Annotated in this window: 12 protein-coding genes; 1 reads left to right on the forward strand and 11 read right to left on the reverse strand. The window is 52.5% G+C overall.

Annotated features, from left to right (window positions below; genetic code table 11):
* Positions 1–4: 4 nt before the first annotated feature.
* Positions 5–466: a DUF3021 domain-containing protein gene (locus BQ7364_RS03275; RefSeq protein WP_072683392.1), complete on the forward strand. Its 462-nt coding sequence runs from the start codon at positions 5–7 to the stop codon at positions 464–466.
* Between the two features lie 169 nt (positions 467–635).
* On the opposite strand, the gene nagA (BQ7364_RS03280) is transcribed toward BQ7364_RS03275, so the two are convergent.
* From nagA (BQ7364_RS03280) to BQ7364_RS03330, 11 genes are all read right to left on the reverse strand, one after another.
* Positions 636–1,838 (reverse strand): N-acetylglucosamine-6-phosphate deacetylase, encoded by a 1,203-nt coding sequence (nagA, locus tag BQ7364_RS03280; protein ID WP_072683393.1) that lies wholly within the window; start codon positions 1,836–1,838, stop codon positions 636–638.
* Positions 1,839–1,859: 21 nt separating this feature from the next.
* On the reverse strand, positions 1,860–3,077 hold the full coding sequence (gene nagA / locus BQ7364_RS03285) for an N-acetylglucosamine-6-phosphate deacetylase (RefSeq protein WP_072683394.1): 1,218 nt from the start codon (positions 3,075–3,077) through the stop codon (positions 1,860–1,862).
* A 67-nt stretch (positions 3,078–3,144) separates the two neighbouring features.
* Positions 3,145–3,957 (reverse strand): PTS system mannose/fructose/sorbose family transporter subunit IID, encoded by an 813-nt coding sequence (locus BQ7364_RS03290; RefSeq protein WP_072683395.1) that lies wholly within the window; start codon positions 3,955–3,957, stop codon positions 3,145–3,147.
* Entirely contained in the window at positions 3,950–4,747 is a 798-nt protein-coding gene (locus tag BQ7364_RS03295; RefSeq protein WP_072683396.1) for a PTS mannose/fructose/sorbose/N-acetylgalactosamine transporter subunit IIC, read from the reverse strand. The genes BQ7364_RS03290 and BQ7364_RS03295 overlap by 8 nt, the downstream gene beginning before the upstream one ends.
* A 12-nt stretch (positions 4,748–4,759) precedes the next feature.
* Entirely contained in the window at positions 4,760–5,260 is a 501-nt protein-coding gene (locus tag BQ7364_RS03300) for a PTS sugar transporter subunit IIB (RefSeq protein ID WP_072683397.1), read from the reverse strand.
* A gap of 78 nt (positions 5,261–5,338) precedes the next feature.
* Positions 5,339–5,752 (reverse strand): PTS sugar transporter subunit IIA, encoded by a 414-nt coding sequence (locus BQ7364_RS03305; RefSeq protein ID WP_072683398.1) that lies wholly within the window; start codon positions 5,750–5,752, stop codon positions 5,339–5,341.
* An 18-nt stretch (positions 5,753–5,770) separates the two neighbouring features.
* Positions 5,771–8,503, reverse strand: coding sequence for a sigma 54-interacting transcriptional regulator (locus tag BQ7364_RS03310; RefSeq protein WP_072683399.1), 2,733 nt, complete (start codon positions 8,501–8,503; stop codon positions 5,771–5,773).
* A gap of 505 nt (positions 8,504–9,008) precedes the next feature.
* Complete coding sequence (nagA, locus tag BQ7364_RS03315) at positions 9,009–10,205, reverse strand: N-acetylglucosamine-6-phosphate deacetylase (RefSeq protein ID WP_072683400.1); 1,197 nt, start codon at positions 10,203–10,205, stop codon at positions 9,009–9,011.
* 12 nt (positions 10,206–10,217) lie between these two features.
* Positions 10,218–11,033, reverse strand: a complete 816-nt coding sequence (locus BQ7364_RS03320; protein WP_072683401.1) for a PTS system mannose/fructose/sorbose family transporter subunit IID — start codon at positions 11,031–11,033, stop codon at positions 10,218–10,220.
* On the reverse strand, positions 11,026–11,826 hold the full coding sequence (locus BQ7364_RS03325) for a PTS mannose/fructose/sorbose/N-acetylgalactosamine transporter subunit IIC (RefSeq protein ID WP_072683402.1): 801 nt from the start codon (positions 11,824–11,826) through the stop codon (positions 11,026–11,028). Before BQ7364_RS03325 ends, BQ7364_RS03320 begins: the two co-directional genes overlap by 8 nt.
* A 12-nt stretch (positions 11,827–11,838) precedes the next feature.
* On the reverse strand, positions 11,839–12,339 hold the full coding sequence (locus tag BQ7364_RS03330; protein WP_072683403.1) for a PTS sugar transporter subunit IIB: 501 nt from the start codon (positions 12,337–12,339) through the stop codon (positions 11,839–11,841).
* Between the last annotated feature and the right edge of the window lie 19 nt (positions 12,340–12,358).

Raw genomic sequence — 12,358 nt, forward strand, 5'->3', positions numbered from 1 at the left:
AACCATGAAAAAGAAAATGATCCTGACCGGTCTGTTCGGAGCGCTTGCCGGTGTGGCCCTTTCCACGCTGATCACGCTGGCGATCTCGCTGATGCACAACAACGGGCACTATTACGCGGTGGTTCCGGAGCTGATCGTCTTCTGCGGCTCGGAGGTCAGCGCGATGCTCCTGCAAACGCTCTGTTCGATGCTTTACGGCGCGATCTGGGCGGCTGCCAGTCAGATCTGGTCCATCGAAAGCTGGAGCTTACTCAAGCAAACGCTTGTTCATTTGATCGTCTGTTCTTCCGGAACGCTGCCGATCGCCTACTTCATGTGGTGGATGCCGCACACGCTGATCGGTTTCGGTTGTTATTTCGGCCTGTTCTTCACAATTTACGCCATGATCTGGCTGATTGAATACAGCCTGATGAAGCGCCGGGTGAACCTGCTGAACCGGCAGCTGAAAGCGCACAATCAAGCCTGAATCCAAGCTGTAAAATTGGACTTAAACAAACGGAAACACTGCAAAAACAAGAAAAACCGGCCTGTGCAAAGTTGGAAACAAAACCTTGCACGGCCAGTTTTTATGTTGTGATCATGGGAGTCTCCGCCGGATTTTCTTTCTTGTTGTTTGTGAGTTTCTCACGCTTTTCTTAAGCAACGCTGGTTTTCAAAAAATCCGGGTTGACCGTCAGGACGTCGCCTTTTTGATAAGCGCAGCGACCTTCGATAAAGGTTTTCATCAGCTGAAAATCAGCGTCGACAACGATCAGATCCGCGTCCTTGCCCGCGGCAATCGAGCCTTTATGCGGCAGGCTGAACAAGACCGCCGGATTTTCCGAGGTCATTTTAACGATCTCCGTGATCGGTTTATGCGGCATTTCCGCCAGATTCCGAACGCCGTAAAGCATGTTTTTGGAGCTGCCCGCAATCGTTCCGTCTTCCAGCAGCACCAGCCCTGCTTCGCTGATCGTCCGTTTATGTCCGCGGATCGTATAAACGCCCGCCGGCAGTCCGCTCATCGGCCCGGAATCGGAAATCATGATAAAGCGCGACATCGGTTTGATCCGGAACATGATTTCCAGCATTGGCTGACTGATATGAAACAGATCGCAGATGACCTCGCTGAAGATTTGATCGGAAAGCAGCGCCGCACCATACGCGCCGGGTTCGCGCCGGTCCATTTGCCGCATCGCGTTGCCGGTATGGGTTGAACACGCCAGCCCCTGTTCGATCGCCCGATTATATTCCGCAAACGTCGCGACGGTATGCCCGCCGCTGAGCAAGACGTTCTGACTGCGGCAGAAACGGATCAGTTCGCCCTGCGGATCCAGCTCCGGCGCCATCGTCATATATTGGATCTGACCCTGGCTGGCTTCAATATATGCCCGCATTTTCTCAACGGAGGGCCCAAGCAGCTCTTCCGGCTGAAATGCACCGCGCCGGTTTGGATTGAGGAACGGTCCTTCCATGTGAATGCCGAGCATCCGCGCTTCCCCGTTTAAGCCCTGCTTTTGTTCGCCGATCGCCTGCGCGATCGCCGCCAGATTTTCCATTTCCGTCTCATTGTGATCACCCGCCGTCACCAGATAGCTCGTCACGCCGACCGCCGCCATCTGTTTGGACAGCGCATGAAAATCTTCCGGTTTCGTCGACAAGGCCGAATAGCCGTAATAACCATGCGTATGAATGTCGATCAGTCCCGGCAGCAGCTTGTACCCGCGCCAGTCCTCATCCCACGCTTCCTCCTTTAACTCATCCGCCGGCACAAGCTGAGCGATCTTTCCATCCTCCACGATGACCAGTCCGTCGATCACGCCCGCCGGGGTTACGATTTCATTGCAGCGTATTTTCATGAATTTCTTTCTCCTTTTCGTTTAGTCCAGCTTCTGACAGAACTGTGAAAAATGCTCGTTGGTCAAAATCGGATCCGCGGACGTATAGACCCGCCGCCCCTCGACCCATGTTTCCTGAACCTCGTAGCGGTCGTTGATTATGAAGAAATCCGCGTCTTTCCCCGGAGCGATCGAACCCTTCTGCGCTTCGATCCCCAACAGCCGGGCCGGATTCAGCGACGCCATCCGGCTGACCCGCTGCGGCGCCAGCCCCAGTTTTTCGATCAGGTTTTCCATCCCGTAGAGAACATATTTTGAGCTGCCGGAAATCGTGCCGTCATCCAGCAGAATCCGCCCGTCGGAATGTACGTGGACGCGCTTGCCATAAGCGAAATAGGTGCCCGGTTCCACCCCGGAGAGCGTGTCGGAGTCGGAAATCATGATGAACTTGTCAAAATTATGCTTTATTCGGAACATGATTTCCAGCATCCGCGGCGCGAGATGATAGAAATCACAGATGATTTCACAGACGACCTCCGGATCCAGCAGCGCCGCGCCCAAAGCGCCGATATCACGCCGGTCGATCTGGCGCATCGCATTGCCGGTATGGATCGATACCTGGATACCGTCCCGAACTGCCTGACACATCTGTTCGTCATCCGCCAGGGTATGACCGGCCCCCGCGACAATCCCGTGTTCCCGCAGCCAGTGAATCGTTTCCGCCGCGCCCGGCATTTCCGGTGCCAGCGTCATATACTTGATCTTCCCGCGGGCCGCCTGCCAATACGCCTCGCACTTTTCCACGCTTGGCAGAATGACTTCTTCCCGCGGCGTCGCGTTGTGCTTGTCCGGATTGAAAAACGGCCCTTCCATGTGAATGCCTAAAATCCGCGCCCCCATCACGCCTTCGTCCAATGCCTCCGCGATCGCGCTGAGCATCTCCATCTCATGCGCCTTCCAGCCCGAGGTTGTCGCCAGCGTCGCCGTGACTCCAATCGAAGGCAGAATTTTCGATAAGCCCTGGATTTCCGCCTTGTCGATCGTTTTGGCTGACCAGCTGCGATAACCGTGGCTGTGCAGGTCGATGATGCCCGCAAAGATCCGCTGATCCGCAAAATCCCGGGCCGCCGCGATCTGCGCCGGATTTGGATTTTCGATCAGACCCGCAAACTTCCCGTCTGCGACCTGCAGCACCCCTTCCACCATGCCCTGCTCCGTCAGGATCCGGCGGCTGTAAAATGAAACTGTTTCGTTGCCCAATGTCGTCAACTCCTTTCCCAGTTGAAGAAGCGGCCCTGTTGAAACAAGCCGCTTCGGGTTAACCCTATTATAACAGACCGATCAGCGTTCCGATCAAACCGAACGCAAAGATTGCCAGAATCACCGTATTGACCTTGACGCCCTTGCGGATCGCACCGAAGGCTCCCAGCGTCAATAAGAGCGGCAGAATCTTCGGCATGATCTGATCGAAGACCTCCTGCAGCACCAGCGTTGTTTCGCCGATCTGCGCTGTAAACCCAACGTTGAACGTCACCATCGTCGCGATCATCGCACCGACCGTCGTCAAGCCGATCACCGTCGCCAGCTTGGTCATGTGCTGAATCAGACCGTTTTCATACGAAGTCTGAATAAACTTCGAGCCCAGCTGATAGCCCCAGATCGTGCAGTAATACCGGATGATCAGATGCGGCACGTTGAACAGAAGCAAGAACAGGATTGGGCCGAGAATGCTGCCCTGCTGCGCCAGCGAAATCCCGACGCCCGCCGCAATGACGCGGAAAGTTCCCCAGAAAAACGAGTCCCCGATGCCCGAAAGCGGCCCCATCAGGGAAACCTTGACCGCATTGATCGTCGAAGGATCCATATCTTTTTTCTCGGCGTATTCTTTTTCCATCGACGCGGCCATGCCTAACGAGAACGTGCAGATGTTCGGTGTGATATTGAAGAACGCGGTATGCCGTTTCAGCGCTTCGACTTGTTCCTGCGGCGTTTTGCAATAGAGCTTGATCGCCGGGAACATCGCCCAGGCAAAGCCCAGCGCCTGCATCTTTTCATAGTTGAACGAGCCTTCCAAAGCGAAGGAGCGCCAAAACAGCTGGCTGATCAGTTTTTTCTCATCGGATTTCATCACGTTACTCATTGAAGAACGCCTCCTCTTCACTTTGGGCATCCGGCTGCGCCGCCATCCGCGGAGTGCGGGATGCGCTGATATCCTGAACGATCATGACGATCCCGATCGTCGCCGCAATGCCGGCAATCGCGATAATCGGCAGATTCAGATAGACTGATAAAATGAAGCCGAAGAACAGAAAGACGCACAGCCGGTTATCCCAAAGCATGTTCATCAACAACGCGAAGCCGACAGCCGGCAGCATCTGGCTGGCCGCGCCCAGGCCGGTGATGATGATCGCCGGGATTTTTTTGACCAGCGCCTGCATCGCTCCAGCTCCAAACTGCAGCGAAACAAACGCGATCAGGCCGTACAGCGCGGCATACAGCGCACAGTGACCGAAATGGAAGCGCGTGATCTTCCCAAAATCGCCCGCTTCGGCGAATTCCTCGACCTTGTGCATCGTCGTCGCACGGAAGAAATAAACGAGATATTTGACCATCTGCTGAAGAATTCCGATCGGAACCGCCAGCGCCAGCGCGATCTCTACGCCCTGATGCATGCTCATGGCGAAGGCCGTGCCCAGCACCGACCCCATGTTGGAATCCGACGGTGTTGCGCCGCCGATCGACACCACGCCTAAGAAGATCAGTTCCAGCGCCGCGCCCATGATTAACCCTTGTTGTAAATCGCCGAGGATCGCACCAACTAACGGAGCCAGAACAATCGGCCGGTTAACCATGACGTTGCCGCCGATATCCCCCGCCGCCTGACCGGCTGCCGCCACCAGGGCGATCAGAAGTGCTTGAACCAGTGTCATAAACAGTCCTCCCTATTTCCGGACGTTTTTCAACGCCTCTTTGACCTGAACCTTGTTGCTCGTCGGGATCATCTGAATTTCAAACGGCAGACCGGCCGCCAGAATTTCTTCGATCGCCGCGATGTCCGCGTCGTCGACATAGACTTCCTTGGTCATCATCATCCGGTCCCCTTTGTCGATCCGCCCGCTGTTGCCGATGTTGACCCGTTCGATGACCGACTTGTCTTCAATCTTTTGCAGCAAACGCGCCGCATCGACCGGATTTTTCATCACGACCAGAATGTTCATGCCCGCCGCACGGGGATCGTTGATCAGCTTGGCCGCCTCGTCGATCGTCTTGATCAGCAGCTTCAGATGCTCCGGCACCGCCAGCTTCATCGCCAGGCTCTGGATCGGATCCGTCACCAGCTCATCGTTGGCCACAATGATGCCCTTAATGTTCAGCTGTTTCGTCCACATAAACACCACCTGTCCATGCAGCAGCCGATCGTCAATCCGCAGCATTTTAATCATTGTCACGCCTCCTTTCTTTTTTATCCTCCGGATCGCTCCGGTGAATTTCCTTGTTGTTTCCGGAATGTTTCTGCCGCGTCAGAACAGTTCGTCTTCCGTTTGCGGACAAGCCAGGACGACATTGCCGTAGATCATCCCCTGCCGGGCTTCCGCCAGCGCCGCAGGGATCGCCTGGGCCAGCGGTTCAGGGCTCAGACACAGCTGCAGCACCAGATTCAGATTCATCCCCGCGACGATGTGCACGCGCGGATCCTGCGCCAGGGCAAGCAAGGCGTTGTTGACGCTGCCGCCCCACAGATCGGTCAGAATCAGAAATTCGTCAGCCGTCCCTGCCGTCAGCCGTTCTTCGATCTGACGCTTTAAGCAATCGGGATGACTGCCGGGCAATAAGGCCAGCGTACTCAGATGCGGATCATCGCCGATGATCATCCGCGCGGTATCCGCCATGCCCGATGCCAGCGCGCCGTGCGAAGCCAGAATGATTTCTCTCATCATTTTTCCTCCTGAAAATTAAACCCCTGAAGGGTCCTGTCGGTCGTTTTCGATATAGTCGTAAAGATAGGAAATCTCGTCGATCGGAACGGTGACGTTGTAATTCTTAAGCAGCGGTGCAAAGCTGGCGTTGACCTGTTCAATGAAATCGCGGTGAGTCTGGACAAACGGCGTCAGATCTGCCAGCGATTCAATCGCCGTGCGGGTCACTAACCGTTCGATCAGAAAGCTGACATGAATATAGATGCCGACTAGCGTCCGGCTTTGAAAGCGCCGGTTCATCTGCCGCTGCAGCGCGCTGACCGCTTCGTATACGCAGTCCAACAGACGCGCGGGATTGAGGATCGTCAAATTTTCCATCAAGCTCTGCAATGAGAAGTTCTTTAGCAGCTGCTGCTGAAACAATTCCAGCTCCGCCGCATCCAGTTCGCCTTCCAAGGCCTGATTGAGCGGCTCCATTGAGCGGAAGCTGACGATATCCTCCAGCGCCATCGTATTGACGTTTTCCGGATGAAAACCTAACGGCCCGATCAGAATCAGAACCTCGTAGCGGTCGAATAAGACCTGCCGTTCTTGCGGCGACTGCAGCGTCGCGTAATCAGCTTCAATAAACCGGATATTTAATGGACGGGGCAGCGACCGGGCGAACAGCTCCGCCAGCTTGCCGCTGATCTTCACCGAAATATCGCTGGTAAAGAGAATCGCCCGTTCTTTTTGCTTGCGCGCCAGAATCCGGTACCGGCATTGATAACTCTCGCACGCTGATTTCAAAATCATTTCCAGCGGTTCGCACCGGCTTAAGCGCATTCCGATATCCAGCGCGAGTCCGGTTGAGATGTTGTTGATCACGCCGACTTCCATCGGACAGTCAAGATGCTCAGCAATCCCTTCCAGCGATCCCATATCAACTAACAGGATCATCGAACGGAGATAGGAATGGAAGCGGATAAATTCGTTCAGTTTTTTCTCGATCTCGCCAACCTCCGTATCTAACGGCATATCCAGCGCGTCGAAAATTCGTTTTCCCAACAGCTGATTCGCCGCGTCCGCGATGCTGGACGCCGTCGAATAGCCGTGGCTGATGATGATGCCGCAGTTTTGCCGGCGTATCGGCTCCTGATTATAAAAGCGGATGTTGAGCGTCAGAAAGATCGTGTTTAACGGCTGGGAACGCAATTCAAGCGAACCGCATATTTTCTCAGTCAGCGACTCTGCTAACGCCGTTGCCTCCGGAAGCTGCTGACGCAAGGTGTTCAGACAGCCCTGAATCGCTTCCTGCCGCTGACTTTCCCAGACGGCCAGACTGGAATGGATTCGCGCCAGCGCGCACGTCATCCGGGCCAGCACAAAGCTGCAGTTCGGCGGCAGCGTCAGCCGCTGATCCAGATCCAGCGTTTCCAGTTCACGGCGGATCTGAGCTTCGATGACCGCCAGCCGGCTGTCCTCCTCCTTTGCCGTGAAGATAATCGTATCGTAATATTCCCGCATCCGCGTCAGCCCCTGCTCCAGAAATTGGGCAAAGACGCGGTGCTCGTTATAATAGTGCCGGTGACTTTCCAGCAGATGATCGAACAGCTTTAAAATCTGATCGCTGCCATCCTGACGGCGGAATTGTTCGATCGGCAATGGCGTTGACTCCGACGGCTTGCGGATTTGGCTTAACGGTAAGCGGCCCAGCAGCTCCGGCGGCAGATCCATCGCTTTTAACACGATGACCGGCTCCTGCGGATGTTGGGAATAGGCGGCCGCGCACATTGTTTTTAAACCATTATTCAGCTCCGCTAAATTCAGTCCCGGCAGATCGGCGCACAGCGCTCCAAACAGCCGCGCGGACATTTTAATCTCCCGGTTCAGCTTGCGTTGTTCCTTCAAAAGCAGCTGGATCACCAGTTCTTCCCGCTCCTGAACCGGACGGCGGGAAAAGGCGGGAACCTGGCAGTGAACCGGGATGCTGAGCAGCAGCTCCGGCTGCAGCGCCTGCGCAGACCGGCTGGCCAGCGATAGAATAAAGCGGGCGTTATTCGTCAAGACCGGCTGCGTTTGGCGAGCCCGGGTATAGGTGCCCGAGCGGATCAATTCAGCCAGCTTCAGCTGACATTCCGCACTCAGCTGATCGGCTTCCGTCAGGTACACGACACCCTCCCCGGCTTTTTCAATCAAGCCTGAGCGCACCGTGCCCTCCTGTTCCTCACCGAACAGCTCGGCAAGCTGGCGTTCAGGAGTCATTTCCGCACTGACGCTCCAGCGCACAAACCGGGCGGCGGCTGAATTCAGATGTTGATCCGTGAGAAATTCAAACGCCGACTGCGCAAGAAACCGCCGTCCGCTGCCGCGTTCGCCTTCCAGAAGCACCGCCAGACCGCTGGGGTATTGCATCGCCGACTTGAGCTGCGCGATGCAGCCGGCCAGAGAGCCGTCGGCCCCGACTACGTTTTCAAAGTTTCGCGCCGGAAACGGCTTCCGGGAAAGTGCCTGAACCAGATCGGCGACATTGAAATATTCCTCGTCGGTCAACGTCACCTGATATTTTGTTTCCAACTCCTGCCTCGCCAGATAGTAAACCGGACGGGAGCTGATTTTGACGCACGCGTTTTCCTTGCACAGCTCGTTGAGATACTGACTTACCAAGGTGCGCGACAGATTCAGCTGCGCGGCGATATTCCGGGTCGTCATCCGTTCCAGCTGCGTCAAACCGTAAATCCGGGTCTGGTTTTTCAGCCAGATGAGAATTTCTTCTTTTGTTTTATTCATCCCATTCACCTCGTTCAGATCGGCTGATGGCTTCATTATAGGATATTCACCCGATTTGTCTTTACATTCATCAAGTTTCAACACTGACTGCCTAAATTCAGATCGTTTTGGCACTGGCAGCTACGCTTTTCATCAGTGACGAATAGCTCAGATTGGTGACGACAACGCTCATCTCCATGAAAGCTCAGCCCTTTTTCATTTCCATTGTACGTGAATCTCCCCGCTCTGTCGCTGTGCGGCCTGAGTTTAACATTTGAAAAAAACTGGTTTCCATGACGGATTTACCAGTTTTCAATTCGATCTCAGTTTAAATAAGTTCATGATCTCCGCAAATTAAAAAACTGAAATCGGCCTTCCTCTTCAGCCTGATTTCAGTTTTTGAAGAAATCAACAGAGCTATCCATTATCCTTTTTCAGCGGCGCAGTCATACTGCTTCACTATTTCAGAATGAAACAAAATAAATCCCGAGAAACGCCTCTGCCAAAGCAAGATTACAGCGGCGTCTCATTGTAACTGATCTATGAACCGCGGATTAACCGTGGCTTCCTGATGATAATCATATACGCATACGCCGTTCACATAGGTCTGGATCAGACGATCCTCGTCATCCAGAATGATGAAATCGGCGTCCATTCCCGGAAGCAGCTTCCCTTTTGTCGTTAAACCGAATAATGCCGCCGGATTCTCAGATGTCATTTTCAGAATTTCAGGAATTGACTTGTGGAGCTTTCGATAACAATTACGAACACCCTGAAGCATATTGGTTACACTTCCCGCCAAAACGCCATCGTCAAGCACGAGCTTCCCTTCCTCCGTCACAGTATAATGCCGCCCCTTTTCATAGTAATTTCCTTGCGGGAGTCCGGACAGGGATTCTGAATCGGAAATCATGATAAATTTTCCCATTCCTCCTTTTTTAATTCTGAACATCATTTCCAGCACTACCTGCGATACATGCACAAAGTCGCAGATGACCTCGTTATACAAAGCCTCTGAAAGCAATGCGGCGCCGAAAGCTCCGCCATCCCGGCGGTCAATCGGAGACATCGCATTCCCCGTATGCGTTGAGGTAGATAAGCCTAAAACAATCCCTTTGTTATAGGCTTCAAAGGTAGCGGTCGTATGACCGCCTGATAACAGAATATGATGATTCTGACATTCGCGCATCAAGCTTCCTTCAGGATCCATTTCAGGCGAGATGGTCATATACTTCAGATGCCCGCCGGCTGCAGAAATATAAGAACGGAGTTTATCGACAGAAGGCTCGCATAATTGACTCAGTGCGAAACCACCTTTTTTTGCCGGATTCAGAAAAGGCCCTTCCATATGGATTCCAAAGATCTGCGCCTCATCCTTAATCTCCGTCCGCCTCTGTTCATCAATAACGCTTGCCAAAGCAGAAAGATTCTCATACTCCTTATCAAAATGTTCGCCGGCTGTCGGAAAAAATCCAGTAACCCCGATTGAGGTCATTGCCCTGGCTAAACCATGCAATTCTTCAGGATCCGCAGACTGAGCGGAATAACCCAAATAACCATGCGTATGAATGTCAATCAGTCCCGGCAAAATCTTATTTCGCTTGAAATGATCTTCGCCTGACTGTAAATCTGGATAAAGGCCAACAATTTTCCCATCCTTGATTTCCAGCGTTCCCTTTACCGCTCCCTGGGGCGTCCAGATTTCACAGTTTTCAAATTTCATAAGTCATTGTCCTTACAACAGACCGATAAAAGTACCTAACAATCCGATAACAAAGATCGCGATGATCAGGGTATTCACCTTAATTCCTTTCCGGATCGCATAGAAGACAGCCATCGTTAAAGATAGCGGCAGTAAATTCGGCATGATTTGATCGAAGATCTCCTGAACTACCAATTCCATTTCGCCAATTTGAACGGTCAAACCGACATTAAGGCTCACCATTGTGGCAATCATGGCGCCCACGGTCGTCAAACCGATGACGGTCGCCAGCTTGGTCATGTGATGAATCAGACCATTTTCATAGGATGTCTGAATAAATTTTGACCCCAGGACATAGCCCCAGATCGTGCAATAGTAGCGCAGCACTAAATGCGGCACATTAAACAATATTAAGAACAGAATCGGGCCCAAGACATTGCCCTGCTGAGCCAGCGAGATGCCCACGCCCGCCGCGATGACGCGGAAAGTTCCCCAGAAAAAGGAATCGCCGATTCCGGAGAGCGGCCCCATCAAGGAAACCTTGATCGCATTGATCGCAGCGGGATCCATCGTTTTTTTCTCAGCAGCCTCTTTTTCCATGGACGCCGCCATGCCGAGTAAAAACGTGCTGATATGCGGAGTGATATTGAAAAAAGCGGTATGTCTCTTTAAAGCTTCGACCTGTTCCTCCTGAGTCCCGCAAAATTCATGGATCGCCGGAAACATCGCCCAGGCAAACCCCAAAGCCTGCATTTTTTCAAAGTTAAACGAACATTCCAAAGCAAATGAGCGGTAAAACAACTGACGGGTTAGCTTCTTCTCCTGCGGAGTGATTTCAAATTTACTCATTAAAGAATTCCTCCTCTGCCTGATCCTGGCCCTGCGGCAAACTGATCTCCGGTTGTTTACGGTTATGGCTCATATCCTGAACCACCAGCAGAACGCCGATCGTTAAAGCGATACCGGCGATCGCGATGATCGGCAGATTGAGATAAGTCGCTAAAATAAAGCCTAAGAACAACAAAACACAGAGCCGATTATCCCAAAGCATGTTCATCAGCAGCGCAAATCCGACAGCCGGAAGCATCATGCTTGCCGCATCCAGCCCATCCAATATAACCTGAGGAATCTGATCGACAAGATTCCGCATCAATTCAACGCCGAATTGCAGGGAAGCAAAGGCGATGAAACCATAAATAATCGCAAAAATCAGAATGCTTCCAAAATGCAGCCGCGTAATCTTATTGAATTGCCCCTGTTCAGCATAAACCTCGACTTTCGACATCTGGGTAGCACGGATGAAATAAACTAAATACTGCACCATTTGCATTAATAACCCGATCGGTACCGCCAGCGCTAAAGCAATTTCCACGCCCTGATTCATACTGATCGCAAACGCTGTGCCCAATATGGAGCCCATCGTTGAATCCGAAGGCGTCGATCCGCCGATTGAAACAACGCCTAAGAAAATCAATTCCAAGGCAGCTCCCATAATTAACCCTTCATACAAATCACCGAGAATAAACCCCACGATCGGCGCCAAGACAATCGGCCGGTTTAACATCAGCCCGCAGCCGCTTTCAGTTATTAATAAGCCGCCAAAAGCAACGAATCCAATCAAAATAGCCTGGAATAGTGTCATTGTTTCTCCTCCTCACTTCCGGATGCTTCTTAAAGCATCTTTAACATTGACTTTGTTGTTTGTTGGAATCATCTGGATATCAAACGGCAGTTCATAGCTCAGAATTTCCTGAATCGCTTCAATATCGGTTTCATCAACATAGACTTCCCGGGTCATCATCTCTTTGTTTCCCTTGTCAATCCGGCCGCTGTTTCCGATATTAATTCGCTCGATCAAGGTTTTATCCGGCAGTAATCGAAGCAATCTCGCCGCGTCGGCCGGACTTTTCATCACCAGCAGAATGTTCATTTTAGCGGAACGTGGATCCTGAATCAGCCGGGAGGCTTCTTCAACGGATTTGATCAACAGTTTAATTTGTTCTGGCACTGCTAATTTCATGGCCAGACTCTGGATTGGATCCTGGACCAGCTCGTCGTTGGCCACGATAATCCCTTTGATGTTAAGCTGTTTCGTCCACATGAATACGACTTGTCCATGCAGCAGCCGATCGTCAATCCGCAGCATTTTGATCATCAATTTCCCTCCTTTCTCA

Origin of the sequence: Holdemania sp. Marseille-P2844, from assembly GCF_900120005.1 — a bacterium.
Taxonomy (GTDB): domain Bacteria; phylum Bacillota_I; class Bacilli_A; order Erysipelotrichales; family Erysipelotrichaceae; genus Holdemania.

Coding starts and splice junctions, on each gene's coding strand:
- BQ7364_RS03295 (WP_072683396.1), bottom strand. CDS start 4,747: ATGACACTGGTTCAAGCACTTCTGATCGCCCTGGTGGCGGCAGCCGGT.
- nagA (WP_072683393.1), bottom strand. CDS start 1,838: ATGAAAATACGCTGCAATGAAATCGTAACCCCGGCGGGCGTGATCGAC.
- BQ7364_RS03330 (WP_072683403.1), bottom strand. CDS start 12,339: ATGATCAAAATGCTGCGGATTGACGATCGGCTGCTGCATGGACAAGTC.
- BQ7364_RS03310 (WP_072683399.1), bottom strand. CDS start 8,503: ATGAATAAAACAAAAGAAGAAATTCTCATCTGGCTGAAAAACCAGACC.
- BQ7364_RS03290 (WP_072683395.1), bottom strand. CDS start 3,957: ATGAGTAACGTGATGAAATCCGATGAGAAAAAACTGATCAGCCAGCTG.
- BQ7364_RS03305 (WP_072683398.1), bottom strand. CDS start 5,752: ATGAGAGAAATCATTCTGGCTTCGCACGGCGCGCTGGCATCGGGCATG.
- BQ7364_RS03300 (WP_072683397.1), bottom strand. CDS start 5,260: ATGATTAAAATGCTGCGGATTGACGATCGGCTGCTGCATGGACAGGTG.
- nagA (WP_072683400.1), bottom strand. CDS start 10,205: ATGAAATTTGAAAACTGTGAAATCTGGACGCCCCAGGGAGCGGTAAAG.
- BQ7364_RS03275 (WP_072683392.1), top strand. CDS start 5: ATGAAAAAGAAAATGATCCTGACCGGTCTGTTCGGAGCGCTTGCCGGT.
- BQ7364_RS03320 (WP_072683401.1), bottom strand. CDS start 11,033: ATGAGTAAATTTGAAATCACTCCGCAGGAGAAGAAGCTAACCCGTCAG.
- BQ7364_RS03325 (WP_072683402.1), bottom strand. CDS start 11,826: ATGACACTATTCCAGGCTATTTTGATTGGATTCGTTGCTTTTGGCGGC.